This window comes from Amycolatopsis sp. NBC_01480 (genome assembly GCF_036227205.1).
Taxonomy (GTDB): Bacteria; Actinomycetota; Actinomycetes; order Mycobacteriales; family Pseudonocardiaceae; genus Amycolatopsis.
This window is the reverse complement of record NZ_CP109442.1, coordinates 2,857,414-2,880,915: the sequence shown is the minus strand read 5'-3', so window position 1 is coordinate 2,880,915 and position 23,502 is coordinate 2,857,414. Positions and strand designations below refer to the sequence as shown.

Annotated in this window: 28 protein-coding genes; 10 read left to right on the top strand and 18 right to left on the bottom strand. The window is 70.8% G+C overall.

What is annotated here, in order from left to right; translation table 11 throughout:
- Positions 1–13 precede the first annotated feature (13 nt).
- Genes OG371_RS13670 through OG371_RS13660 form a run of 3 tightly spaced genes read left to right on the top strand, consistent with a single transcriptional unit; the run spans position 14 to position 3,469 of the window.
- Complete coding sequence (locus OG371_RS13670; protein WP_329073040.1) at positions 14–1,063, top strand: CbiQ family ECF transporter T component; 1,050 nt, start codon at positions 14–16, stop codon at positions 1,061–1,063.
- On the top strand, positions 1,060–2,664 hold the full coding sequence (locus tag OG371_RS13665) for an ABC transporter ATP-binding protein (protein WP_329069141.1): 1,605 nt from the start codon (positions 1,060–1,062) through the stop codon (positions 2,662–2,664). Before OG371_RS13670 ends, OG371_RS13665 begins: the two co-directional genes overlap by 4 nt.
- A 13-nt stretch (positions 2,665–2,677) precedes the next feature.
- Entirely contained in the window at positions 2,678–3,469 is a 792-nt protein-coding gene (locus OG371_RS13660) for an ECF transporter S component (RefSeq protein WP_329069139.1), read from the top strand.
- Here OG371_RS13660 and OG371_RS13655 read toward each other — a convergent pair.
- The 4 genes from OG371_RS13655 to OG371_RS13640 form a co-directional block, all read right to left on the bottom strand.
- Positions 3,462–3,599 (bottom strand): hypothetical protein, encoded by a 138-nt coding sequence (locus OG371_RS13655; RefSeq protein ID WP_329069137.1) that lies wholly within the window; start codon positions 3,597–3,599, stop codon positions 3,462–3,464. The genes OG371_RS13660 and OG371_RS13655 overlap by 8 nt on opposite strands.
- Entirely contained in the window at positions 3,596–4,294 is a 699-nt protein-coding gene (locus OG371_RS13650) for an alpha/beta hydrolase (RefSeq protein WP_329069135.1), read from the bottom strand. The genes OG371_RS13655 and OG371_RS13650 overlap by 4 nt, the downstream gene beginning before the upstream one ends.
- Before the next feature lie 72 nt (positions 4,295–4,366).
- Positions 4,367–5,227, bottom strand: a complete 861-nt coding sequence (locus OG371_RS13645; protein ID WP_329069133.1) for a 3-hydroxybutyryl-CoA dehydrogenase — start codon at positions 5,225–5,227, stop codon at positions 4,367–4,369.
- Between the two features lie 106 nt (positions 5,228–5,333).
- Positions 5,334–5,519, bottom strand: a complete 186-nt coding sequence (locus tag OG371_RS13640; RefSeq protein WP_329069130.1) for a DUF3073 domain-containing protein — start codon at positions 5,517–5,519, stop codon at positions 5,334–5,336.
- Between the two features lie 207 nt (positions 5,520–5,726).
- Here OG371_RS13640 and OG371_RS13635 point away from each other — a divergent pair, with 207 nt between their 5' ends.
- Positions 5,727–6,623 (top strand): hypothetical protein, encoded by an 897-nt coding sequence (locus OG371_RS13635; RefSeq protein ID WP_329069128.1) that lies wholly within the window; start codon positions 5,727–5,729, stop codon positions 6,621–6,623.
- On the opposite strand, the gene OG371_RS13630 is transcribed toward OG371_RS13635, so the two are convergent.
- The 3 genes from OG371_RS13630 to ygfZ are packed head-to-tail and all read right to left on the bottom strand — an operon-like array spanning position 6,604 to position 9,309.
- A complete protein-coding gene (locus OG371_RS13630) occupies positions 6,604–7,542 on the bottom strand; it encodes an asparaginase (RefSeq protein WP_329069127.1) in 939 nt (312 codons plus the stop codon). The genes OG371_RS13635 and OG371_RS13630 overlap by 20 nt on opposite strands.
- A complete protein-coding gene (locus tag OG371_RS13625; RefSeq protein ID WP_329069125.1) occupies positions 7,539–8,129 on the bottom strand; it encodes an RsiG family protein in 591 nt (196 codons plus the stop codon). Before OG371_RS13625 ends, OG371_RS13630 begins: the two co-directional genes overlap by 4 nt.
- A gap of 49 nt (positions 8,130–8,178) precedes the next feature.
- The gene (gene ygfZ / locus OG371_RS13620) at positions 8,179–9,309 is read right to left on the bottom strand and encodes a CAF17-like 4Fe-4S cluster assembly/insertion protein YgfZ (protein ID WP_329069123.1); all 1,131 of its coding nucleotides are present in this window, start codon (positions 9,307–9,309) and stop codon (positions 8,179–8,181) included.
- Between the two features lie 85 nt (positions 9,310–9,394).
- Here ygfZ and OG371_RS13615 point away from each other — a divergent pair, with 85 nt between their 5' ends.
- On the top strand, positions 9,395–10,240 hold the full coding sequence (locus OG371_RS13615; protein ID WP_329069121.1) for an aminodeoxychorismate lyase: 846 nt from the start codon (positions 9,395–9,397) through the stop codon (positions 10,238–10,240).
- Here the strand turns inward: OG371_RS13615 and OG371_RS13610 are convergent.
- The 11 genes from OG371_RS13610 to OG371_RS13560 all read right to left on the bottom strand — a co-directional run bounded on the left by OG371_RS13610 (position 10,222) and on the right by OG371_RS13560 (position 18,189).
- Positions 10,222–10,572: a hypothetical protein gene (locus tag OG371_RS13610; RefSeq protein WP_329069119.1), complete on the bottom strand. Its 351-nt coding sequence runs from the start codon at positions 10,570–10,572 to the stop codon at positions 10,222–10,224. The genes OG371_RS13615 and OG371_RS13610 overlap by 19 nt on opposite strands.
- A gap of 179 nt (positions 10,573–10,751) precedes the next feature.
- Positions 10,752–11,597 (bottom strand): biotin-dependent carboxyltransferase family protein, encoded by an 846-nt coding sequence (locus tag OG371_RS13605; protein ID WP_329069117.1) that lies wholly within the window; start codon positions 11,595–11,597, stop codon positions 10,752–10,754.
- Positions 11,597–12,199, bottom strand: coding sequence for a 5-oxoprolinase subunit PxpB (pxpB, locus tag OG371_RS13600; RefSeq protein WP_329069115.1), 603 nt, complete (start codon positions 12,197–12,199; stop codon positions 11,597–11,599). The genes OG371_RS13605 and pxpB overlap by 1 nt, the downstream gene beginning before the upstream one ends.
- A 13-nt stretch (positions 12,200–12,212) precedes the next feature.
- Positions 12,213–12,827, bottom strand: a complete 615-nt coding sequence (locus tag OG371_RS13595) for an FABP family protein (RefSeq protein ID WP_329069113.1) — start codon at positions 12,825–12,827, stop codon at positions 12,213–12,215.
- On the bottom strand, positions 12,824–14,287 hold the full coding sequence (locus OG371_RS13590) for an MFS transporter (RefSeq protein ID WP_329069111.1): 1,464 nt from the start codon (positions 14,285–14,287) through the stop codon (positions 12,824–12,826). The genes OG371_RS13595 and OG371_RS13590 overlap by 4 nt, the downstream gene beginning before the upstream one ends.
- Before the next feature lie 135 nt (positions 14,288–14,422).
- Positions 14,423–14,740 carry a DUF1416 domain-containing protein gene (locus OG371_RS13585; protein WP_328605175.1) on the bottom strand — a complete coding sequence of 106 codons (318 nt, stop codon included), beginning with the start codon at positions 14,738–14,740 and terminating at the stop codon, positions 14,423–14,425.
- The gene (locus OG371_RS13580) at positions 14,740–15,576 is read right to left on the bottom strand and encodes a sulfurtransferase (protein ID WP_329069108.1); all 837 of its coding nucleotides are present in this window, start codon (positions 15,574–15,576) and stop codon (positions 14,740–14,742) included. Before OG371_RS13580 ends, OG371_RS13585 begins: the two co-directional genes overlap by 1 nt.
- A 30-nt stretch (positions 15,577–15,606) precedes the next feature.
- A complete protein-coding gene (locus OG371_RS13575; RefSeq protein ID WP_329069106.1) occupies positions 15,607–16,041 on the bottom strand; it encodes a DUF4395 domain-containing protein in 435 nt (144 codons plus the stop codon).
- Between the two features lie 369 nt (positions 16,042–16,410).
- Positions 16,411–16,677, bottom strand: coding sequence for a hypothetical protein (locus OG371_RS13570; RefSeq protein WP_329069104.1), 267 nt, complete (start codon positions 16,675–16,677; stop codon positions 16,411–16,413).
- Between the two features lie 167 nt (positions 16,678–16,844).
- A complete protein-coding gene (locus OG371_RS13565; RefSeq protein ID WP_329069102.1) occupies positions 16,845–17,282 on the bottom strand; it encodes a TlpA family protein disulfide reductase in 438 nt (145 codons plus the stop codon).
- A gap of 7 nt (positions 17,283–17,289) precedes the next feature.
- Positions 17,290–18,189, bottom strand: a complete 900-nt coding sequence (locus OG371_RS13560) for an LmeA family phospholipid-binding protein (protein ID WP_329069100.1) — start codon at positions 18,187–18,189, stop codon at positions 17,290–17,292.
- 165 nt (positions 18,190–18,354) lie between these two features.
- Between OG371_RS13560 and OG371_RS13555 the strand changes: the two genes are divergently transcribed.
- From OG371_RS13555 to pstA, 5 genes are all read left to right on the top strand, one after another.
- Complete coding sequence (locus OG371_RS13555; RefSeq protein ID WP_329069098.1) at positions 18,355–19,122, top strand: winged helix-turn-helix transcriptional regulator; 768 nt, start codon at positions 18,355–18,357, stop codon at positions 19,120–19,122.
- A gap of 75 nt (positions 19,123–19,197) precedes the next feature.
- Positions 19,198–20,100, top strand: a complete 903-nt coding sequence (mshD, locus tag OG371_RS13550) for a mycothiol synthase (protein ID WP_329069097.1) — start codon at positions 19,198–19,200, stop codon at positions 20,098–20,100.
- A gap of 239 nt (positions 20,101–20,339) precedes the next feature.
- Positions 20,340–21,464 (top strand): phosphate ABC transporter substrate-binding protein PstS, encoded by a 1,125-nt coding sequence (pstS, locus tag OG371_RS13545; RefSeq protein ID WP_329069095.1) that lies wholly within the window; start codon positions 20,340–20,342, stop codon positions 21,462–21,464.
- 197 nt (positions 21,465–21,661) lie between these two features.
- Positions 21,662–22,582 (top strand): phosphate ABC transporter permease subunit PstC, encoded by a 921-nt coding sequence (pstC, locus tag OG371_RS13540; protein ID WP_329073038.1) that lies wholly within the window; start codon positions 21,662–21,664, stop codon positions 22,580–22,582.
- 2 nt (positions 22,583–22,584) lie between these two features.
- Positions 22,585–23,499 carry a phosphate ABC transporter permease PstA gene (pstA, locus tag OG371_RS13535; RefSeq protein ID WP_329069093.1) on the top strand — a complete coding sequence of 305 codons (915 nt, stop codon included), beginning with the start codon at positions 22,585–22,587 and terminating at the stop codon, positions 23,497–23,499.
- Positions 23,500–23,502: the final 3 nt, after the last annotated feature.

Sequence of the window (23,502 nt, the reverse complement as noted above, 5' to 3'; positions counted from 1 at the left end):
CAGCCCCCGCGCGCTGCACCCCGGCGCGTGGTGGGTGTGGGCGCTCGCGCTCGCCGTCGCCGCGAGCCGGACCACGAACCCGTTGCTGCTCGGCCTGGTGATCGCGGTGGCCGGGTTCGTGGTCGCCCATCGCCGCACGGACGCGCCGTGGGCGCTGGCCTTCCGGCTGTACGCGTACATCGGCGCGGTGATCGTGGCTTCGCGCGTGCTGTTCCGGATCCTCATCGGCGGCGAGGACGGCGGGCACGTGCTGTTCACGCTGCCGACCATCCCGCTGCCCGCGGCCGCCGCGGGGATCACGCTGCTCGGGCCGACGTCGGCCGAAGAGCTGCTGGGCGGGTTCTACGACGGGCTGCGGCTCGCCGCGATCGTCATCTGCGTCGGCGCCGCGAACGCGCTGGCGAACCCGAAACGCCTGCTCAAGGCTGTTCCCGGGGCGTTGTACGAGGTGGGCACGGCGGTCACGGTCGCGCTCTCGGTGGCCCCGCAGCTGGTGGAGAGCGTGCAGCGGGTGCGGCGCGCCCGGCGGTTGCGAGCGGGACGCTCGCGCGGCTTCCGCGTCGTGAAGGGGATTTTCGTCCCGGTGCTCGCGGACGCGATGGACCGCTCGCTCCTGCTCGCCGCGGCGATGGACTCGCGCGGCTACGGGCGGCGGGGCTACCTCGCGCCGAGGGTGCGCGCGCTGATCGCGGTGTGTGTGCTCGCCGGGATGATCGGCGTCGCCGTCGGGGTGTACGGGGTGCTCGACGGGACGTCGACCTGGCTCGGCCTGCCGATGCTGGCGGCCGGGCTGGTGGTGGCGGGGGCGGGGTTCGTGCTCGGCGGCCGTCGTGTCCGGCGCACCGCGTACCGGCCCGACCTGTGGCGGCTGCCCGAAACGCTGGTGGTCCTGTGCGGCGTCGGGGCGTGCGCGCTGCTGTTCGCGGCCGGTCCCGCCGGGCTGTACCCGACCGGGCTGGAGTGGCCGTCGCTGCCGGTCCTGCCGGTGTTGTCCGTGCTGATCGGGGCACTGCCCGCCTGGCTGGCGCCGCGTCCCGTGCCGTTGCTGGAGGTCGCCCGATGATCGAGTTCTCCCACGTCGGGGTCACTTACAACGGTGCCGCGAGGCCCGTTCTGTCCGATGTGGACCTCGTGGTGGAGGAGGGCGAGCTGTGCCTCGTCGCCGGGCGGACCGGTGTCGGCAAGTCGACTTTCCTCGGTGCGATCAACGGGCTCGTCCCGCACTTCACCGGCGGCCGGCTGACCGGGCGCGTGCGCGTGGCCGGGCTGGACACGGAAACGCACCCGCCGCGTGAGCTGGCGTCCGTGGCCGGGGTGGTCGGGCAGGACCCGCTGGCCGGGTTCGTCACGGACACCGTCGAGGAAGAGCTGGCGTACGGCATGGAGCAGCTGGCTGTCGCGCCGGACGTGATGCGCAAGCGCGTCGAGGAGACGCTGGACCTGCTGGGCATCGCGGACCTGCGGAACCGTCCCCTTCGGACGCTTTCTGGCGGGCAGCAGCAGCGCGTCGCGATCGGCTCCGTGCTCACGGCGCACCCGCGGGTGCTGGTGCTCGACGAGCCGACGTCCGCGCTCGACCCGACGGCGGCCGAGGAGGTGCTGGCCGCGATCACCCGGCTGGTGCACGACCTGGGGACCACGGTGGTCGTCGCGGAGCACCGGATGGAGCGCGTCGCGCAGTACGCCGACCGCGTGCTGTACCTGCCCGGCGACGGCTCGGTGGCCTCCGGGCCGCCCGCGGAGGTGTTCGCCTTCGCGGACGTCGCGCCGCCGATCGTCGAGCTGGGCCGGCTGGCGGGCTGGTCGCCGCTGCCGCTCTCGGTGCGTGACGCCCGGCGGCTGGCGGGCCCGTTGCGGACTCGGCTGGCTCCGTTCTCGCGTCCTTCCGGCTCTGGTTCTGGCTCCGGGGAAACGGTGGTGCGGGCTTCGGGGGTGCAGGTCCGGTACGGCGACGTCCTGGCCGTGCGCGGGGTGGACCTGCGGCTGGGCCGGGGTGAGGTCGTGGCGCTGATGGGGCGCAACGGATCGGGGAAGTCCTCGCTGCTGTGGGCTTTGCAGGGCAGCGGCCCGCGCTCCGGCGGGACGGTCGACGTCCTGGGCGAGGACCCGGCCCGGCTGAAGCCGCGGGCGGCCCGGACGCGCGTCGGCCTCGTCCCGCAGAGCCCGGCGGACCTGCTGTACCTCGAGACGGTGGACGCCGAATGCGCCCAGGCGGACAAGGAATCGGGGGCAGCGGCGGGCACGGCGCGGTCGCTGCTGGACCGGCTCGTCCCCGGCGTCGACGGCGCGCTCAACCCACGTGACCTGTCCGAGGGGCAGCGGCTGGCGTTGGTACTTGCGGTGCAGCTGACGGCCGCGCCTCCGGCGTTGCTGCTCGACGAGCCCACCCGAGGCCTCGATTACCCGGCGAAGCGGCACTTCGCGTCCGTGCTCGCTTCGCTTGCTTCGGAGGGCCACGCCATCCTCCTGGCCACCCACGACGTGGAATTCGTCGCGACCGCCGCCCACCGCGTGGTGGTGATGGCCGAGGGCGAGGTCGTCGCGGACGGCCCGACGGCGGAGGTCGTTGTGTCCTCACCGGCCTTCGCGCCACAGGTCGCGAAGATCCTGGCCCCGGAGGAATGGCTGACCGTGGACGAGGTCGCGAAGGCGCTGGAGCCATGAGCGGGCCGGCGCGATGACCGATTTCCTGCAGCCCGCCATCCGGGTCCGCTGGCGGACCGGGCTGCTGCTCGGCGCGGCGGTGGTGCTGGGGCTGCTGATGTTCTGCTGGCCCTTGCTGGTCAACACCACCCCGGGAACGGGCCACGGGATGGACGCGCCGTTTGTCTTCATGGCCACCCTGCCCGTGCTGATCCTCATCGTGCTGGCCGAGTTGTCGAGCGGCGGGCTGGATTCGAAGGCGCTGGCGCTGCTGGGCGTGCTTTCGGCGGTCGACGCGGCGTTGCGTCCGCTCGGGGCCGGCACGGGCGGGATCGAGCTGGTGTTCTTCCTGCTGGTGCTGGCCGGGCGGGTGTTCGGGGCGGGGTTCGGGTTCGTGCTGGGGGCGACTTCGCTGTTCGCGTCGGCGCTGCTCACCGGTGGGGTCGGGCCTTGGCTGCCGTTCCAGATGCTGGCTTCGTCAATGGTGGGGATGGGGGCAGGGCTGCTGCCGTCGCGGGTGAAGGGCCGTTGGGAGATCGCGATGCTGGCGGTCTACGGCGTGCTGGCGGCGTACTTCTACGGGCTGGCCATGAGCATGTTCACCTGGCCGTTCCTGGCGGGATCGTCCGCTTTGGACTTCGTGCCGGGCGCGCCGCTGGCGGAAAACCTGCACCGCTTCCTGGTCTTCACGGTGCTGACCTCGACGATCGGCTGGGACACCGGCCGCGCGCTGACCAACCTCGCCGCCATCCTGCTGCTCGGGCCCGCCATCCTGCTGGTCCTGCGCCGCGCCGCGCGGCGGGCCGCGTTCGGCCCGGTCAGCTGAGCCCGCGGCCCACCCCGTCCAGGATCTCCACCAGCGCTGCCATGCCGGCGGCACTCGGGAAGTGCGCGGTGTCCAGGTCATGGACGACGAACGGGTTACCCGGCGTCGCGGCGTCCGCCTCGCGGATCATCCGGTTCTGCAGGGCCGGCGGGAGGAGGCGGTCCTGGAGATGGCGAACGTACACCCGCGGGATCCGCCCCCAGCGCTCCGGCGTGCCGCGGGAATCGGTCGCGCCGCGGTCGGCCAGGTCGTCCGGCGACAACGAGTTGAGCAGGGCGTAGAACTCCGCCTCGGTCGAGTCCGCGGCCAGCGCCTGGTAGGCGGCGGTGAGCAGTGGCTCCGACGCCGTGCGCCAGTTGCAGCGGAGGGCGCCACCACGGCCGGGTCCGCGGCCGCGAATCCCAGCAGTGCGCCGCCCTGGGAGTCAGCCGCTTCGGGAGTGGCCAGGTAGTCGCCCGGCGTCGCGAGGTCGACGCAGCAGAACGCCGTGTCGTACACCAGCGTCGAGACCAGTTCCGGCACCTGCTCGGCCGCCAGCGTGATCAGGGCGCCGCCGATGCTCGCGCCCACCAGCACCACCGGGCCGTGCCCGGCCACCCGCCGGATGACTTCGACGGTGGCCGCCACGTCGTCCGCCACCGTCCGGCCGGCCAGCGGCGACGGCTCGGTCGCGAACGCGGTCAGGTCCTGCGGCGCCTGGTACGAGCGCCGGAACTGCCCGCCCGGCTGCGGGACGCCGACACCGCGGTACCCGCGCAGCAACAGTTCGACGGGCGCAGCGGACACACCGTTGGCGCCCGCGGCGAAGACGAAGGTGGGTTCCATGCCCGTCAGTGAACCGATCGGGCGCGGCCGTTCACCAGCCGAGGAAGTATCCGGCCGGGGCGACGAAAGTTGTCAGGCGTACGAGTAGAACCCGCGGCCGGACTTCTTGCCCAGCAGGCCCGCGTCCACCATGCGCAGCAGCAGCGGCGGCGACGAGTACAGCGGCTCCTTGAACTCCGCGTACATCGAGTCCGCGATGGCCTTGATGGTGTCCAGTCCGATCAGGTCGGACAACCGCAGCGGGCCCATCGGGTGCGCGGTGCCCAGCTCCATGCCGCGGTCGATGTCCTCGGCGGAGGCGAAGCCGGACTCGATCATGCGGATCGCGGACAGCAGGTACGGCACCAGCAGCGAGTTCACGATGAACCCGGCGCGGTCCTGCGACCGGATCACGGTCTTGCTCAACGCCTTGGTGGCGTGCTCCTCGGCGCGGCGCGCGGTTTCCTCGCTGGTCAGCAGCGACGGGACCAGCTCCACCAGCGGCAGCACGGGCACCGGGTTGAAGAAGTGGATGCCGACCACCTGCTGCGGGCGGGCCGTGGCCATGCCGAGCTTCATGATCGGGATCGAGGAGGTGTTGGACGCGAACACCGCGTCCTCCCGCTCGACGATCTTGTCCAGCTGGCGGAAGACCTCGACCTTGGCCTGCTCCTGCTCGAGGATCGCCTCGATCACCAGGTCACGGTCGGCGAACTCGCCGATCTCGGTGGTGAACCGCAGCCGGCCGCGCGCCGCTTCGGCGTCCTCGGTGGACAGCTTGCCGTTCTTCACCCCGCGCTGCAGGGACTTCTCGATCCGGGCCTGGCCGGCGTCCAGCGCGGGCTGGTTCACCTCGGTGACTATGACGTCGATGCCGGACCTGGCGTGCACCTCGGCGATGCCGGACCCCATCAGGCCCGCGCCAACCACTCCAACACGCTGTACGTCGCTCACCGGCTCGCTCCTTCACACCTTCGTGGGCACGAAAAATGGGCAGCACACGACGCGCGAGGGCGTGCCCGGGTTCGCACCCGGAACCACCCTCGCGCGTCATGCCTGCTCAACGACGGTATTCGTCGTACCCGTCGTCGTACGGGTCTTCGTACTGTTTGTCGTCCTCGTGGCTGTTCTCCGAGGAACTACTCGACAGCTCGCGCTGCAAAGCATCGAAATCGGTTTCGTGAGAGCTGTACTTGAGCTCGCGCGCCACCTTCGTCTGCTTGGCCTTAGCCCGGCCGCGCCCCATGGCTCGACCCCCTCGCACAGGGGCGGGGCGGCCGGGGGAATCGGCGGCCCCGCATCGTCTCGACAGTTGTTTCCTGGTCACACCGTACCGTGTCCAGGGGGGTCGATGCGACGTGGCACGGTGTGCCGGTCGCGACAGTGTCCGCCGGACGCCGGTTACCGGCCTGTCGGTGGGGATCGGCGCAGGTGGGCGTGCCACGATGCACTGGTGCTCCGTCCCTTCGTGGCCTATCTGCGGGTGTACGAACCCCTGCTCGCCTTGGGTGACCCGCCGGACGAGCGGCTGCGCGAAGCCGTGGCCGCGGCGAAGCTGCGCCGTGCCGCCATCGGCGAACGAGAGCAGCACATGTGGCTCAAGTCACAGGTCGCTGCGCCGTCCCGGCTGCTGCCCGCCGAGCTGTCCGACGGGCGACCGTCGCCCAGCCTGCTCAACGACGTGCTGGTGCTCGGTCCCGAGGAGCTGCCGTCCGGGCACCCGGTGGAGGGCCCGTTCGTCTGCCCGCTCGAGCTGCGGGCCCGCTCGGCCGCCGCGCTGGTGACCTTCCTCGGCGACGCGCACCCGGCGTTGAAGAACGCGGTGCTCGACGCCGGCGGGGTCTCCGCCGACCGCGCCCGGTCCCGCACGAAGGCCGCGATGGCCGACCTGACCACGATGGCCGCGCACACCCTGACCACGACCTGGACGGTGCCGTTGCCGTGGTTCGTCCTGGTCGACCCGGACGAGCGGCGGCTGGTGCTCGGCTCCGGCCCGAACGACCCGACGCGCGAGCTGTCCTGGCGGGTGTCGATGTCCGACGCGCTGGACCGCGCCGGCGAGGCGAGCGAGCTGATCGAGGCCGCGTTCGGCGAGTCCGGCCCCGCGCGGGTGCTGTCGCAGACCCGGCAGTGGCTGGAGAGCTTCAACCCGAATTCGGTCGTCGAACTCGATTACGGCGGCCTGGTCCAGCTGTTCGCCGACTCGATCCTCGACTCCGACACCACGGCCGAAGAGGTGCACGACATCCTGGACGCCCTGCGCACCGGCAACGTCGAGGAGCTGGCCGAGCTGTTCTCGGAGCTCCGCGAGTTCTGGGGCGATCTGGCGGCTAGGGAGCACTCCAACTGACCTTCAGCCGGCCGACTTCCCGGCCGCCGCCCAGCACGGCGGGGGCCGCCAGGTCAGCCAGCTCGGAGACGTCCACGCCGAGGTGACGCAGCACGGCCACGCCCAGCGGGGCACAGCCGCGCTTGGTGCCGTCGTCCAGTTTCAGCGCGAGCGCCGTGCCGTCCGGCAGCGCCATGGCCCAGACCGCCTCGGCGCCGACCTTCGACAGCAGGCCAGGGACGGCCTTCATCGCGACGGTGTCCTCGCGGTCCGTGCCGCCGACGAGCCACGGGTGCGCGCGCATCGCGTCGGCCACGCGGCGCTCGTCCGAGCCCGGGTCGGCCTGCGTCAGGCGGCCGAAGGAGCGGGCCAGGCCGGTCAGGGAGAAGGCGAACAGCGGGGCGCCGCAGCCGTCCACGCCGGTGGCGGTGATCGGCTCGCCGGTCAGCGAGACCACGGCGTCCGCGATCGCCTTCTGCAGCGGGTGCGCGGGGTCCTCGTAACCGTCCGTCGGCCAGCCTGCCGCGACGCAGGTGGCGAGCATCGCCGCGTGCTTGCCGGAGCAGTTCATCGTGACGCGCAACGGGCCGGCCGCTGCGTGCATCGAAGGCTCGTGCAGCGGGTACGCGGGCGGGCAGGCCAGCGCGGACTCGTCCAGGCCCGCGGCCGCCAGCATCGCCGCGACCCGCTCGACGTGGCCGGGCTCGCCGGAGTGGGAGCCGCAGGCCAGCGCCAGGTCGGCGCCGTCGTAGGTCAGTCCGGAGTGGAGCATCCCGACGGCCTGCAGCGGTTTGTTCGACGAGCGGGGGAACATCGGGCTCGTGACGTCGCCGGTGGCCAGCAGCACCGTGCCGTCCGGGGCGGTGACCACCACGGAGCCGCGGTGCACGCTTTCGGTGAACCCGGAGCGGACGACCTCGACCAGTACCGGGTTGGTCACTTGCCGGAGCCCGCGCCGCCGTTGGTGTCGGAGCGGCCGCGCTCGGAATCCAGCAGCTCGTCGACGGTCGCGGCGCCACGCTGGTAGCGGGCGGCGATCTCGGCGTTGAGCGCGTCCATCACCCCCTGCACCTGGCGGCGGAACGTCGAAACGGACGTCTCCTCCGTGGCGTAGGTGTCCAATGCGGAGGCGAGCTTGCTCTCGGACAGCGAGCCGACGTCGGTCAGGTCGGTGTCGCCGATCAGGGCTTCGGCGTGCCGGCGGTGGTCACCGGCACGCGAGGGCTCGAGCCCCTGGTGCCGGCCGGAGCCTTTGGCCGGGCCGATCGCGTTGTCGGCGAGGATGGTGGCGAGCTGGTCGACGATGCTGCTCTCGCCGCCGGAAGTACGGCGCTGCTGCTCGGCGCGCACGATGTCGATCCGGGCGTGGAGCAGCCGCCGCAGGTAGGAGAGGTCGGTTTCTTCCTGCGCGGCCTCGTCCCTGCGTTCGCGCAGCACCGGAAGCGGCAGGTCGCCGAGGCCGGTGAGGTATCCCGGGGCGAGGACGCGGTCGATCCGCCTTCGCCCGCCGGGACGAACTTCGATCACGGGCACATCCTGCTCTAGATTCCCCGACAACGCTACCGTCGAGTTCACTTCAGCCCCGAAGCCTCGATGCGGCCTCGCGACCAGGGGCGGCGTGCTCTCCGGGCACCGAGTCGGGGTCGACGGTGGCCTGGACCACCCGGTCTTCGGCGCCGGCCAGCAGCTCCGCGCCCGCCGGGGTGGAACGTTTCACCAGCGCCAGCGCGATCGGCCCCAGCTCATGGTGCTGAACAACACTGCCGACGCGGCCGACCACGCGTTCGCCCAGCCGCACCGGATCACCCGTCTCGGGGGTGATCTCGGGTGAGCCGTCGAGGTGCAGCAGCGCGAGGTAGCGCGGCGGGCGGCCGACGTTGTGCACCTTCGAAACGGTCTCCTGGCCGCGGTAGCAGCCCTTCGCGACGTGCGCGGCGGAGCCGACCCAGCCCAGCTCGTGCGGGATCGAGCGCTCGTCGGTGTCCGTGCCGAGGCGCGGGTGCAGCGATTCCACGCGCAGCGCGTCGAAGGCCCAGCTGCCGGCCGGGCGCGCGCCCGCGTCGGTGAGCCGCCGCCACCAGTCGGCCAGCTGCTCGCGCGGCACGGCGAGGTCCACACTGGACCGTGCCGGCCACGGCATCCGGCGCGCGAAACCGCCGCCGGGCAACGCGGTCACGGTGTACGGCGCGGGCCCGACCTCGGCGCCGGCCGCGCTCAGCACCCGCTCGGCGTCCGGGCCGAGCACGGTGAGCAGCGCCAGTTCCGTTGTCGCGTCGCGGATTTCGACCTTCGACCAGAACTTCATCGCCTCGAAGTACTCGAGCAGCGTTTGCCGGCCGCCCTTGGGCAGCGCGCTGGTCGCGCTGGCGCCGGGGTCGCTGTCGATCCAGACGGTGCCGTCGAGGTGCGCCAGCACGAAGTGGGTGTCGATGTGGCCCTGGCTGTCCAGCACCAGCGCCTCGGTGCCGGTGCCTTCGGCCAGCTCCGTCACGTGCTGGGAGATCACCAGGTGCAGCCAGGACAGGCGTTCCTCGCCGGTGACGGCCAGCACCTCGCGATGTGAACGGTCGATCACGACCACGCCGCGGGCGGCCGTGCGCTGCTCGGCGAACGGGTCACCCCAGTGCCAGGGCACGCCCGATTCCGGGTGGCCTTCGGGCGGGGCGATCGCGCGGGGGGCTTCCAGCAACGGCGAGCGATACGGCATAAGCACAAGACTAGCTCCGCTTTACTCCCCGCCACCGCCTCAACGGCCGTGCCGCGGCCGGTCGCGCTGGTACTACGGTGTGGGCATGCGCGTTCTCGCCTTCCTCGACGGAACTCTGGCCGACCCCGACGCCGCCCACATCCGGGTCGACGACCTCGGACTGCTGCGGGGGGACGGGGTGTTCGAGACGATTCTCGTGGCGGACAAGAAGCCGCGTGAGCTGCGTCCGCACCTCGACCGCCTGGCCCGCTCCGCCGCCATGCTGGAGCTGCCGGCGCCGGACCTCGAGGGCTTCGAACGAGCGGCGCGGTCGGTCATCGACAACTGGACCGGTGGCCGTGAGATCGCCCTGAAACTGGTGTACACCAGGGGAATCGACGGCGATCCGGCCGGCGTGCCGACGGCGTTCGCGATCGGCCTGGAGATCGACGAGAAGGTCCAGCGCGCTCGCGCCGAAGGCGTCGCCGCGGTGTTGCTGGAGCGTGGCTTCGGCCCGGACGTCGCCGAGCGCGCGCCGTGGCTGCTGCTGGGCGCGAAGACCGTGTCGTACGCCGTGAACATGGCGGCGCTGCGCGAGGCGGCCCGCCGCGGGGCTCAGGATGTGATCTTCACCGCTGCCGACGGCTCGGTGCTGGAGGGCCCGACGTCAACGGTCGTCGTGGCGAAGGGCCGCACGCTGTACACCCCGCCGTCGAACATCGGCATCCTGCCCGGCACCACGCAGTACGCGTTGTTCCGCGGCGCGGAGAAGGCCGGCTGGACGATCAAGGTCGAGCCGATCACGGCCGACGACCTGACCACGGCCGACGGGGTGTTCCTGGCGTCCTCGGTCCGGCTGGTCACCCGCGTGCACACGCTCGACGGCGCGGCGCTGCCGGACTCGGCCGCCCTGCACCGTGAGCTGGTCGCGGCCTACGAGTCGGAGTACTGAGCCGGGCTGATCTGCACGACTGAGGCGGTCACGCCCTCCGCGCGGTAGGCCGCGATCTTGTGGTGCCCGTCGACGATCAGCGCGCGGGCGCCGGCGAGCACCACGGCCACCGGGCGGTGGCCGGAGCGGATGGCGGTCCGGTAGTAGGCGACTCTGGCCTCGTCGGCGGGCGGCCAGCCGGTGGTGGCGACCAGGTCGTCGCCGGGCCGCCGCTCGGGGCCGCTGACCTGGTAACGGCCGTCGACCAGCAGGTCGAGCAGCTCACGCAGGGTTTCGGCGAGCGGGCGCCGCAGCTGGCCGGTGGCCAGCGCGATCCGGAGCGACTGGGACAACTCGGGAACGGGCCGGGACCGCTCCTGCGTCCTGCCTCCTGGCCAAGGTCCCTCAAGGCCTCCTTCACCGCGTCCGACGCGGGTAAGGAGGCCTTGACGGACCTCGTCGGTGCCGGCCGCCCCGGCATCCGGCGCCAGGAAGCCCTTACCGCCTGTGACCGTTACCTGTTCCACAGCTATCAGGACGGGTGGAGCCGCACCTGGGTTCCAGGACGGGCCTGCGCGAGCGCGTCGAGTGACCCTCGTCTCACCATCGCAACCACCGGGTAACCGCCCGTGGTCGGGTGATCGGCGAGGAAGACGACCGGCAGGCCGTTCGGCGGCACCTGGACGGCGCCGGTCAGGACGCCCTCGCTGGGCAGCTCCCCGGTGCGCTCGCGGCGCAGCGGCGGCCCGTCGATCCGGAGGCCGACGCGGTTGGACTCCGCCGTCACCGTCCACCACACGTCGAGGGCGGCGGCGTCGGCCAGCCAGTCGTCACGCGGGCCGAGCGTGACCGGGACGATCAGCCGGTCCGGCGAAGGCGGCGCGACGACCACGTCGGCCCCTTCCGGCACGCCGGTCACCGTGCCGAGCGGGACTTTCGTGCCGGGTGTGAGCGGCTCCGGGCCGATCCCGGACAGCACGTCGCGAGACCGGCTGCCCAGCTCGGCCGGGACGTTGATACCGCCGGAAACCGCCAGATAACAACGTAACCCGCGGGCCGGGGTGCCGATCGTCAGCGTCTGCCCGGCGCGCAGGGTGACGGCGGCGTGGGACCCGGCGTCCCGCCCGTCCACGGTCACCGCGACCACCGGCCCGGTCACCGCGACGGTGCACGACGCGGTCGCGCGCACCGAAAGCCCGCCCAGCACCGTCTCGATTCCGGCGGCGCCCTCGGGATTTCCGGCAAGCCGGTTCGCCAGCCGCAGCGCGCCGATGTCCAGCGCGCCCGAAGGTGGCACGCCGAGGTGCGCGTACCCCGGCCGGCCGAGGTCTTGGACCAGGGCGAGCGCGCCCGTCGTGAGGACTTCCAGCGCGCGCATCACACGCTCCGGAACCGGACGCGGTCACCGGGCGCGAACAGCGCGGGCGGGTCCATGGCCGGGTCGAACAGCGTCGCCGACGTGTGCCCCAGCAGCCGCCAGCCCCCGGGCGACGCGCGCGGGTACACGCCGGTGAACTCCCCGGCCACGCCCACCGCGCCGGCCGGCACGCGGGTGCGCGGCGATTCCAGGCGCGGCTGCCGCAGCGCGGCGGGAAGCCCGGTCAGGTAACCGAATCCGGGCGCGAAACCGGTGAACGCGACCGTGTAGACGGCGCCGGTGTGGAGCCCGACAACGTCCTTTTCGGACAGTCCGGCGTCGCACGCGACCATGGCCAGGTCTTCGCCGTCGTAGTGGACGTCAAGGGTCACCTCGCGCGGTGAGCCGGACGGCGGGTGAGCCAAGTCGGCGCCGTCGAGCAGTGTGCGCACGCGGTCGAGCACCGGCGGCTCGGCGACCACCAGCAGGCTCCGCGCGCCGGGCACCAGCTCGATGACCCCCGGGATCGCGGCGGCCTCGACCGTGGCGCGCGCGGCGCTCATCTGGTTGAGCGAATCGCAGTCGAGCAGGGCGGCCTGCTCGCCGTACCGCCGCCAGCGCACGGCGTCGCCGACCTCAGCCGGCGACGCGGTGCAGCAGCGCCGAAGCGTGCGGCTGCATTTCCTGGCCGACCATCGCGCGCTCCTCGACGTAGCCGAGGTCGCCGTTGATCAGGCCGTACAGCCGCTTCGCGCCGGTGACGTCCTTCGCGGTGGCGGTGCGGATGACCGCGTCCGTGCCCAGTTCCCAGGACGTCTGGTTCAGCGGCTTGCCGTAGTACAGCTCGACGATCCCGGAGCTGTGCGTGAGCAGCAGCTCGAGGGTGTCGTCCTCCTGCGGGCGCCAGAAACCGGTCTCGCGGGCGGCCGGGCGGAGGATCGAGCCGTCCTCGTTCAGCAGCCAGGAACGCGCCTCGTGGTAGAGGAACGGCCGGCCGTCGTGCGCGACGGTGAGCTGCTGCGCGAACTTGCGGGGGCCGTCGATCGTCGGGTAGTCGATCTCGCCTTCGCCGCGCCACACGCCGACCAGCGGTAGCAGCGCCAGGCAGGCCTCGTTCAGGTCCGGGCCCTCACGCAGGTTCGCCGTGTCGTTCGGGATCGGCAGGTCGTCCCAGGCCGGCAGATTGCGCGTGCGGGTGCTCGCGGCCCGCTCTTCGGCGGCCGCGATGGCTTCGTCGCCACTGGATGTCATAAGTCAGCGCTGGTCGGCGTACAGCCGGTAGACGACGTAGCAGGCGAACCACACGATGGCGACGGCCGCCAAGGCCAGCAGGATCGTAAACAGGGTCTCCACGCGAAGCAGAATAGTCCCGGTCCGCTCATCCGGCCCTGCGCAGGGTCACCGCGGTGAGGACGGTCACCACCAGCAGCGTCGCGCCCGCCACGGCCATCGCGGCGTGCAGCCCGGCGCTGAACGTCGAGCCGTGTGAGAGCAGGGCGCCCAGCGCGGCGACCCCGAGCGCGGTGCCGGTCTGGCGGGCCGCGTTCACGGTCGCCGACGCGATGCCCACGCGGTCGCCCGGCAGGCCCGCGAGGCCGACGATGTTGGTGGGCGTGATGGACACCGACGCCGAAGCCGGCCACCGCGAAGACCGGCACGAGCAGCCAGTACGGGCTCGTCACGTCCAGCACCAGGAACGCGAATCCGCCGAGCGTGGCGACGAACAGGCCCACCGGCAGCACCCGGGCCGCGCCGAAGCGGGCGGCCAGTCGCCCGGCGCAGAACGCCGCGACGACGTTGGCCAGCACGTACGGCAGCATCTGCGTGCCGGCGACGGTCGCCGAGACCCCGCGCCCCTGCTGGAGGTACAGCGCGATCAGCACCGGCACCGGATAGGCCGCGAAGCCGATCACGAACGACCCCAGCGTCGACACCGAGAACCGGGCCCGCGCGAACAGCCGGATCGGCAGCATCGGGTGCGGCGCGCGCAACTCGACGACGACAAACGCGGCCAGCGCCAGCACCGCGACCAATCCGACGACGAGGTCGCCCGCGATCACCGCGTAGACCAGCCCGCCGATCCATGCCGCGCCCAGCACCTGCCCGGCCAGGTCCAGCGCGCCGTGGGCCGGGTCGGCGGACTCGGTGATGCCCCGGCGCCCCGCGAGCACGGCGACGACGCCGAGCGGCGCGTTCACCAGGAAGATCGCGGACCAGCCGAACGCGTCCGTCAGCGGCCCGCCGGCCAGCGGCCCGAGCACCAGCGCGGAACCGACGACCAGGCCCCACCAGCCCATCATCTTCGCGCGCTCACGCGGGTCCGGGAACGCGTGCGCGAGCAGGGCGATCGAGAGCGGGATGACGGTCGCGCCCGCCGCGCCCTGCACCACGCGCGCGGCGACGAGCAGGCCGAGCGTCGGCGCCAGCCCGCAGGCCACTGAGGCGAGCGTGAACACGGCCAGCCCGGTCAGGTAAACGAGCTTGCGGCCGTAGCGGTCGCCGAGCGTGCCGCCGGTGAGGATCGCCGCGGCGATCGCGACCGTGTAGCCGTCGACGATCCACTGCAGGTCCGTGAACCCGGTGTGCAAGTCCCGCTGGATGGCGGGCAGCGCGACGCTGACCACGCTCACGTCCAGCATCGCCATGAAGCTGCCGAGGAACAGGGCGAGGATCAGTACGGGTCTCTTGGCAACCGTTTCCGTCTGCGTCACCCGGGGAGCTTGGCTCCTCAACTCGGCTTGAGGTCAACCCGAGAATGGCGCGTCAGAACACCGTCAAGGCCTCCTTACCCGCGTCGGACGCGGGTAAGGAGGCCTTGACGGACTTGCGAAAGCTTGCGAAAAGCGTCAGGCGACCGAGATCGCCAGCTGGTGCAGGCCGGGGCCCTCCGCCGTGACGGTGGCCTCGCCGTTGCCGGTGCGGTGCAGGGCGCGGATGGTCCAGTCGCCCGGCGCCGCGTAGAAGCGGAAGTCGCCGTCGGCCGAGGAAACGACCTCGCCGGTGAAGTCGCCGCCGCCGTCGAGCAGGCGCACGAACGCGCCGCCGACCGGGCCGGCGCTGCCGGTCACCTTGCCGGCGAGCACGACCTGGCCCTTGGTGTCGAAGTCGGCGGGGGTGGCCTCCTGGGTGGGGGCGCCGCAGCCGTCGTCCGGAGTTGCTCCCATTATTTCGCTCCCAACTCGACCGGCACGCCGACCAGCGAGCCGTATTCGGTCCACGAACCGTCGTAGTTCTTCACGTCGCCGTAGCCCAGCAGCTCGTGCAGCGCGAACCAGGCGATGGACGAGCGCTCGCCGATCCGGCAGTACGCGATGGTGGCCTTCGACTCGTCGATGCCCGCGTCGGCGTACAGCTCCTTGATCTCGTCCTCGGACTTGAAGGTGCCGTCCTCGTTGGCGACCTTGGCCCACGGCACGTTCAGCGCGCCCGGGATGTGACCCGGCACCTGCGCGACCTCCTGCGGGAGGTGCGCCGGGGCGAGCAGCTTGCCGGCGAACTCGTCCGGCGAGCGCACGTCCACGTAGTTCTTCGCGCCGATCGACTGCACGACCTCGTCGCGGAACGCGCGGATCGAGGTGTCCGGGTCCTGCGCCTTGTACTCGGCGGCCTCGCGCTTGACCTCGTCGGAGTTCAGCTCGCGGCCGTCCAGCTCCCACTTCTTGCGGCCGCCGTCGAGCAGCTGCACGTTCTCGTGGCCGTAGAGCTTGAAGTACCAGTACGCGTACGCGGCGAACCAGTTGTTGTTGCCGCCGTAGAGGATCACGCGGTCGTTGCTCGAGATGCCCTTCTCCGCAAGGAGCTTCTCGAAGTCTTCCTTGCCGACGAAGTCGCGGCGGACCTTGTCCTGCAGGTCGTTGCGCCAGTCGAGCTTCACCGCGCCGCGGATGTGCCCGGCGTCGTAGGCGGTGGTGTCCTCGTCGACCTCGGCGAACACCACGCCGGGGGTGTCCAGGTTCTCCTCGGCCCACTGGGTGGTGACCAGGACGTCTTCACGGCTCATGGAGCGAACTCTCTTTCTGGGGTGGGTGGTTCAGGACGCGCGCGGACTGGGGCTGAAACGCTTGAGGAGCAAGAACATCTCGCAGCCGAGGCAGAAGTTGAACGCGGCGTTGAGGAAGGCGGCGAACAGCGCGAACGCCGTCGCCACGATGCCGAGGGTGGTCGCGCCGGTGACGAAGCCGATCGTGCCGACGAGCGCGAACACGAACCCGACGGCCTGCGCGAACCGCAGCGGCGCCGCGTCCTCACGCTCGCTCGTCGGGCCCAGCCGCGGCGCCACCAGCGTGCGGTACAGGATCGAGTACGGCGCCGGCTTCAACCCGACGAACGCGCCGATCGCGAACACCACCGTCTGCACAGCGAGCAGCGGCCACCACTGGGTCACGAGCACCACGGCGAGCACCACCGTGGTCACGATCGCGGCAAAACGCGGTCCACGCGGGTCGACAGCTGGTCCGGCGGCCATGGTTCCTCCTGCTGGGGCTGGGCGAAGACGTGCGAACGGCACGCTGCGGAGGGATTTTCCTCGGGCAACGGCCCCGGCGCGAGACGTGCTTTAGCGCGGGGCGGGCAAACCCGGACACAAGCTGCTGCGCACGCGGCACAGGTCAACTGCGCGCCGCTGCGTCAGGAGGGTGATGGGCAGCTTGTCCACGCCGCCGAGAGTACCCACGCTCCCTGGGGGTGGGAACAACGTTCATTCCTTGGGACGCGTCTCGGGGGGTGGGAATCAAGGCGTTGAACTGGGGTGGGGTTGGTGTGCTGCTGGCTCGCCGAGACGTCTTGACTGGGGGGCAAGGGGTCACCAAAGGTGACTGCCGGTGAAAGCAGCAAGTCAGTGGGCGCGTCGACTTCTTAGCTCGACCAGCCAGGTCCGCACTTGGCTGTCGTCGTGGAGGTAGTTGCCGTCGGGGCCGTCGCGCAGGTCGATTCCGTGGAGTAGGTCCAACGCCCACAGGCTCAGGTCATCCCACGAGAGGCTGTCGTCCGTCAGCCATCGGGCGGCCCACCGGTCGGCCGTGTCGCGGGTTATTCGGCCATCGAGGAGTGCGGCGAAGTGCGCTTCGATCTCGGCTAAGTCCGGCTGGGGGCCAGGGATCATGGGGTGAAGGTACTCGCGTTCTGCTGGCTGGCGCGGGTTCAAAAAGCAGTGGTTACCGGCGGCTTTCCTCGCCTTCGAGTGTCTTAGGGGCGGCAGGGGCGAGGACGGCGGGGAAGAGCAGGACATCCGGTTGGGAGGGGCGCCGTGCGGTGACGGGCAGGACCGAACTAGCGGGCGTCGATGCCGGTGAGATGGGGGTGCAGGGCGGCCAGCAGCTCCGGGGCCTTCGGGACGCCGCCGACGCGTAGTAGCTCGCGGCCGTCCGGGGTCAGGGCCAGGGTGGTGGGCGTGCGGAGGACCGAAAGGGCCTGGGCGACCTCGGGTTGTTCTGTGACGTCGAGGTCGACGTGGTGTAGGCCGTCGGTCTTCTCGGCCAGGGCGGAGAGGATCACGCGGGTGTGCCGGCACGGGGCGCAGAAGGTGGTCGAGATCTGGACCAGTGTCACGGCGGACGCCGGGTCTAGCGCGTCGGCGACCGGAGCGGGCAGGGGGCGGGGGGTGGCGGCCGGTTTCGCGGAACGGACGCGGCCGTTGCGTGCCTTCAGCAACAGGCCCGCGACGACGGCGACCACCAGCGTTCCCAGCAGTACCCAGACTCCGGTCACCGGGTGCTCACCCCTTGTTCGTCGTCAGGTCCGCGAAGCTCACGTTGTCGGCTTCGCCCTTGATGGTGACCGAGCCGCTGTCCACGCGCACCGCGGTCGGCGTTACCGACAGCGGCAGCTGGGACGTGTCGATCGAGGCGCGGAAGTTCGGCAGCAAGGCCTTCTGCACTGCGGCTGGAACGACGGTGGTGTCGTGGTCATTCCCGAACTGCAGCCGGTTGGGCACGATCGAAATGGTCTTGCCCTTCAGCTCGATCAGCGCGAAGCAGAACAGCTCCACCTTCTGGCCGGCGATCTGGACGTTGGCCGAGAGCCGGATCCCGGCCGTGTCGCCGTCCTGCTGCTCGCCGTTGGCGTTGGTCGTCGTCGGGTCGGGCTGCTTGCCCTGGTCGGTGTCGCCGTACTTGACGTAGTTCAGGGTGGACTGGTCGATCTTGAGGTTCTGCACCTTGTCCAGCGGCGAGATGTGCGCGATGTCGGACGCCTTGATGGTCACGGCGCCGGTGAGCTTGCCGATCTTGACCGCGCTCATGTTGCCCGCGGTGAGGTCGGACAGCGGCGCGGTCACGTTCTCGAGCTCCGCGCTCACGCCGAGGTCGCGCAGGTCGTTGCCGACCGGGACCCCGTCGGCCGAGACGCTGATGTGACTGTAGTCACCGCCGAGGGCCTGCGTCAGGAACGGGAAACCGTGGATGTTCACCGACGGGTCGTCGGTCAGGCCGAGCTGGTCGCGGGCCTTCTGGGAGATCGTGTGCTCGGCGTACGCGGCCGCGCCGAAATCCGCTCCGACCAGCACGATCACGATGACGCCGAGCACGATCACCCAGCGGCGGACGCGCCGTCCACGACGCCGGCTGTCCGGCCGCTGAGCCGGTCGGTCATCCCGCGTCACGGGCCTGCTCACCATCGCGTCGGTTCTCCTGTCGGTCGGGGGTCGGGACGCACCCCGGTTGTTTGCCCAGGTGTGATCGATCCAGCACGGGCTAGGTGCCGGGGTGTTCACCCGCTATTCTCACTTAGCACCGACCGAAGCCACGTTCGAGGCGACGACTTTGTGAAGGCGGTGCGGCTCATGAGCCTGGACCTTCTCGTACTGACTGCGGAAGCCGACCCCACCTCGGTGCTGCCCGCGCTGGACTTGCTTCCCCACACCGTACGCGTTCGGGCACCCGAGGTGACCGCGTTGCTGGACGCCGGCCACCGGGACGTCATCCTGCTCGACGCGCGCACCGACCTCGCGTCCGCGAAGAGCCTCTGCCGGCTGCTCAAGGGCGCGGGCGAGGACGAGGCGACCACCCCGATCATCGCCGTGGTGGGCGAGGGCGGGCTGGTCGCGGTGAGCGCGGAATGGCGCACCGACGACATCCTGCTGCCGACCGCCGGCCCGGCCGAGGTGGACGCCCGGCTGCGCCTGGTCACCACCCGCGACGGCAGCTCCGCGCAGGTGGACGCCGAGCTGCGGGTCGGCGAGCTGGTGATCGACGAGGCCACGTACACCGCACGCCTGCGCCGCCGCACGCTGGAGCTCACGTACAAGGAGTTCGAGCTGCTCAAGTACCTCGCGCAGCACGCGGGCCGCGTCTTCACCCGCGCCCAGCTGCTGCAGGAGGTCTGGGGCTACGACTTCTTCGGCGGCACGCGCACGGTGGACGTCCACGTGCGGCGGCTGCGCGCGAAGCTCGGCCCCGAGCACGAGCAGATGATCGGCACCGTGCGCAACGTCGGCTACAAGTTCGAGCGCCCGGCGAAGTCCGGTGGCGGCCCGGCCGTCAAGCCGCCGCCGGCCATGGTCGAGCAGCCGGCGGCACCGGTTGAGACGCCGGAGCTTTCGCCCCGCTGACAACCAGGACTCGTGAGTGGCTATGACGGTTCTAACCGGCGCGAACACTGACGAGTCCCAACTAGGCTGGCTCCCATGGAGCCGGCTGACTGGACGAACGAACCCGACGTCGAAGCGATCCGCGCGATCCTGCTCGCCGCGAAGGCGGCGGACGGGCGGCCCGAGGTCGCCGAGTCCGGGCCGCTGCCGCGCGAGTTCGAAGGCGGGCTGCACTTGCTCGCGCGCGAAGCCGCTTCGCAGCAGGCGGTCGGGTACGTCCATCTGGATACCGAAGGAGACTCCTACGGCCGCCAGGTCGCCGAACTTGTCGTGCACCCGGAGCGCCGGCGTCACGGCTTCGGCACGGCGTTGGCGCGCGCCCTGGACGAGCGGGCCGCGGTGGGCTACCGCGTCTGGTCCCACGGCGACCATCCCGGAGCGGCCGCCGTCGCCACGAAGCTGGGGCTGGAGCGGCGACGTGAACTTCTGATCCTGCACGTCGAGGTCGAGGGCGCCGACTGGCCGGAGCCCGTGCTGCGCGAGGGCGTCAAGCTGCGCACTTTTGTGCCGGGCCAAGACGAACAGGCGATGATCGACGTCAACGCGAGCGCCTTCGACTGGCACCCCGAGCAGGGCGCGCTGACCGTCGAGGACCTGCTCGACGAGGAACGGCAGGGCTGGTTCGACCCCGCGGGCTTCTTCCTCGCGGAGAACGCCGACGGCGAGGTGGTCGGCTTCCACTGGACGAAGGTGCACGAGCCGGTGCCCGGCCGGTTCGGCGGCGAACCGGTCGGCGAGGTTTACGTCGTCGGAGTTAACCCGGCTACGCAGGGTGGCGGCTTGGGCAAGGCGCTGACCCTCGCCGGGCTCCGATATCTGCGTGGCCGGGGACTACGCCAGGTGATCCTGTACGTCGAGGGCGACAACGCCCCGGCCCTGGCGGTGTACGGCAAGCTGGGGTTTACTCGTTTCGAAACCGACGTTCAGTACGGTAAGTAGTCACTGCGGTCCACCCGGCGCACGCTCTGTCACGTTTTGCGTACTTGCAGGTCACGGCCGGGACACGACCCCCGTTCGGAGTAGTCGCCCTGCTCACAAACGGCGCCTTGTTCACCTCGCGTTCAACTGGACAAGGGGGACCGTCCACCGAGGCTGCCTAATGTCCGGATCCGGCACGCCGCAAAGCGTGCCATCCGGCGAAGTCTCTCTCAGTGAGATACGGCAGTGGAGGAAATGCAGTGAAGATCATGCGGCCCTTGGGCGCCGTGGGCATCGCGGCGAGCGCGTTCCTGCTCGCCGCCTGTGGCTCCGACCCCGCGGCGAGCAACAGCAGCGCCAGCTCGCCCGCTGCGCCTGCCGCGTCCGGCACTGCGCAGATCGACTGTGGCGGCAAGAGCCCGCTCTCGGGCGAGGGCTCGACGGCGCAGAAGAACGCCATCGACGTGTTCACCCTGGCCTACGGCAAGCAGTGCAGTGGCCAGCAGGTCAACTACACCGCGAGCGGTTCCGGCGCGGGCGTCAAGCAGTTCAACGGCAACCAGGTCGACTTCGGCGGCTCGGACTCGCCGATCACCGGCGCCGACCTCGACGCCGCGACCAAGCGCTGCGCCTCCCCGGCGTGGAACATCCCGATGGTGGTCGGCCCGGTCGCGGTCGCCTACAAGCTCCAGGGCGTCGACAAGCTGACCCTGACCCCGACCGTGATCGCGAAGATCTTCAACGGCGGCATCAAGAACTGGAACGACCCGGCGATCAAGGCGATCAAGGGCAACGAGTCCAGCACGTTCCCGGACAAGCCGATCCAGGTCGTCTCGCGCTCGGACGAGTCCGGCACCACCGACAACTTCCAGAAGTACCTCGGCGCGGCCGCCAAGGGCGTCTGGACCCAGGGCGCGGGCAAGAAGTTCAACGGCGGGGTCGGCAACGGCGCGTCGGGCTCGAACGGCGTCGCGACCGCGGTCAAGGCCGCTGACGGCGCCATCACCTACGTCGAGGGCGCGTTCGCCAAGGACGGCATCACGCCGGCCCTGATCGACAGCGGCTCCGGCGGCGTCGAGCTGTCCGCGCAGAACGTGGCGAAGTCCCTGGACTCGGCCAAGTTCCTGCACGATGGCACGAACGACCTCGCGCTGGACCTCAACGGCATCTACGCCAGCAACGTGCCGGGTGCGTACCCGCTGCTGCTGACCACGTACGAGATCGTCTGCTCGAAGTACTCGAGCCCGGACACCGCCAAGGCGATCAAGGCGTTCCTGAACACTGCCGCGACCACCGGTCAGCAGCAGCTGTCCAGCAAGGGTTACGTGCCGATCCCGCAGAGCCTGCAGGACAAGGTGCTGACCGCCATCAAGGCCATTTCCTGACCTACGCTCGCTAGCGAAGAATCAAGACAAGACTGGACAAGTCACAGTCGATGAGCGAGTCATCCTCGAAGCGAACGCCCACCGGCGACCCCGGTGGGCGTTCGTCGTCCGCCCGAGCGTTACCGGAGGATCCGATTTCGGACACACCAGCCGCGCCGGCGCCCGAGGCGCCGCCCGCGAGCACCAAGCCGAAGAAGGTGCGGCCCGGTGACCGCATCTTCCAGAACCTGACCACCGGTGCCGGCCTGTTAATCGTCGCGCTGATCGCGCTGATCGGGATCTTCCTGATCGTGCAGGCCATTCCGGCGTTGCGGGCCGACAAGGCGAACTTCCTGTTCAACCACGGGTGGTCCACCAACGACCCGGCGAACATGTCGTTCGGCATCCTCGACCTGCTCGAGGTCACCGTGGCGACCTCGCTGGTCGCGCTGGTTATCGCGATGCCCGTTTCGCTCGGCATCGCGCTGTTCCTCACGCAGTACGCGCCGAAGCGGCTGGCCCGCCCGTTCGCGTACATCATCGACCTGCTCGCGGCGGTCCCGTCGATCATCTTCGGGCTGTGGGGCATCCTGGTGTTCGCGCCCGCGATCGAGCCGTTCTCGCAGTGGGTGAACAGCACGTTCTCGTGGATCCCGATCTTCGCGCCGGGCAACGTCGCGCCCAGCGTGCGCGGCACGATCTTCACCGCGGGCATCGTGCTCGCCGTGATGATCCTGCCGATCATCACCTCGCTTTCGCGCGAGGTCTTCGAGCGCACGCCGACCACGCACATCGAGGGCGCGCTGGCGCTCGGCGCCACGCGCTGGGAAGTCATCCGCACCACGGTGCTGCCGTTCGGCAAGGCGGGTTACATCGGCGCGTCGATGCTCGGCCTCGGCCGCGCGCTCGGCGAGACGATCGCCCTCGCGGTGATCCTGCTGATCCCGGTCGGCCGCAACTTCGACTGGAGCGTGTTCGACGGCGGCGCGACCTTCGCCTCGAAGATCGCCGCCAACTACAGCGAATTCAACAACGCGACCTCGGCCGGCGCGTACATCGCGGCCGGCCTGGTGCTGTTCGTGCTGACCTTCCTGGTCAACTTCGCCGCCCGGTCCATCATCGGCAAGAAGGGGGACTGAGCATGTCGACCACGCTCGAACGCCCCGCCACCGCGCCCGCCTTCCAGCAGGTGAGCGCGGCCCGGAAGCTGAAGAACGGCATCGCCACCACGTTGGTGTGGCTGTCGTTCCTGATCGCCGTGATCCCGCTGGTGTGGGTGCTCTACACGGTGATCGTCAACGGCATCAAGCGCCTGCCCTACTCGAACTGGTGGACGCAGGACTTCGGCTCGGTGCTGAGCGACGAGGTCGGCGGCGGCGTGCTGCACGCCATCATCGGCACCCTGCTGCAGGGCCTGGTGTGCGCGATCATCGCCGTGCCGATCGGCATGCTGGTGGCGATCTACCTGGTCGAGTACGGCCGCGGGAAGCTCGCCACGGCCACCACGTTCATGGTGGACATCCTGTCCGGTGTCCCGTCCATTGTGGCCGCACTGTTCATCTACGCGCTGTGGATCACCACGCTCGGCCTGCCGCGCAGCGGTTTCGCCGTGTCGCTCGCGCTGGTGCTGCTGATGATCCCGGTGGTCGTCCGCTCGTCGGAGGAGATGCTCCGGATCGTGCCGGACGACCTGCGCGAAGCCTCCTACGCGCTGGGCGTGCCGAAGTGGAAGACGATCATGAAGATCGTGCTGCCGACGGCGATGTCCGGCATCATCGGCGGCATCATGATGGCGCTCGCCCGGGTGATGGGCGAAACGGCGCCGCTGCTGGTGCTCGTGGGCTACTCGTCCTTCGTGCACTGGAACATCTTCAGCGGGGAGCAGGCCGCCCTGCCGCTGGTGATGAACAACGAGCGCGTCACGAACTCGATGGACCCCGGCAGCGTCGGCTTCGACCGGATCTGGGGCGCGGCACTGACCCTGGTGCTGATCATCGCCGTGATCAACCTGCTCGCCACCCTGATCTCCCGCATCGTCGCCCCGAAGAAGAAGTGAGTC

Excerpts from the sequence above, each read along its gene's own strand:
- pstA (WP_329069093.1), top strand. The coding sequence starts at position 22,585 with ATGTCGACCACGCTCGAACGCCCCGCCACCGCGCCCGCCTTCCAGCAG.
- OG371_RS13595 (WP_329069113.1), bottom strand. The coding sequence starts at position 12,827 with ATGACATCCAGTGGCGACGAAGCCATCGCGGCCGCCGAAGAGCGGGCC.
- OG371_RS13640 (WP_329069130.1), bottom strand. The coding sequence starts at position 5,519 with ATGGGGCGCGGCCGGGCTAAGGCCAAGCAGACGAAGGTGGCGCGCGAG.
- OG371_RS13560 (WP_329069100.1), bottom strand. The coding sequence starts at position 18,189 with ATGGTGAGCAGGCCCGTGACGCGGGATGACCGACCGGCTCAGCGGCCG.
- OG371_RS13665 (WP_329069141.1), top strand. The coding sequence starts at position 1,060 with ATGATCGAGTTCTCCCACGTCGGGGTCACTTACAACGGTGCCGCGAGG.
- OG371_RS13660 (WP_329069139.1), top strand. The coding sequence starts at position 2,678 with ATGACCGATTTCCTGCAGCCCGCCATCCGGGTCCGCTGGCGGACCGGG.
- ygfZ (WP_329069123.1), bottom strand. The coding sequence starts at position 9,309 with ATGCCGTATCGCTCGCCGTTGCTGGAAGCCCCCCGCGCGATCGCCCCG.
- OG371_RS13570 (WP_329069104.1), bottom strand. The coding sequence starts at position 16,677 with ATGATCCCTGGCCCCCAGCCGGACTTAGCCGAGATCGAAGCGCACTTC.
- OG371_RS13615 (WP_329069121.1), top strand. The coding sequence starts at position 9,395 with ATGCGCGTTCTCGCCTTCCTCGACGGAACTCTGGCCGACCCCGACGCC.
- OG371_RS13575 (WP_329069106.1), bottom strand. The coding sequence starts at position 16,041 with ATGGCCGCCGGACCAGCTGTCGACCCGCGTGGACCGCGTTTTGCCGCG.
- OG371_RS13555 (WP_329069098.1), top strand. The coding sequence starts at position 18,355 with ATGAGCCTGGACCTTCTCGTACTGACTGCGGAAGCCGACCCCACCTCG.
- mshD (WP_329069097.1), top strand. The coding sequence starts at position 19,198 with ATGGAGCCGGCTGACTGGACGAACGAACCCGACGTCGAAGCGATCCGC.
- OG371_RS13580 (WP_329069108.1), bottom strand. The coding sequence starts at position 15,576 with ATGAGCCGTGAAGACGTCCTGGTCACCACCCAGTGGGCCGAGGAGAAC.
- OG371_RS13650 (WP_329069135.1), bottom strand. The coding sequence starts at position 4,294 with ATGGAACCCACCTTCGTCTTCGCCGCGGGCGCCAACGGTGTGTCCGCT.
- OG371_RS13585 (WP_328605175.1), bottom strand. The coding sequence starts at position 14,740 with ATGGGAGCAACTCCGGACGACGGCTGCGGCGCCCCCACCCAGGAGGCC.
- OG371_RS13655 (WP_329069137.1), bottom strand. The coding sequence starts at position 3,599 with ATGATCCGCGAGGCGGACGCCGCGACGCCGGGTAACCCGTTCGTCGTC.
- OG371_RS13605 (WP_329069117.1), bottom strand. The coding sequence starts at position 11,597 with ATGCGCGCGCTGGAAGTCCTCACGACGGGCGCGCTCGCCCTGGTCCAA.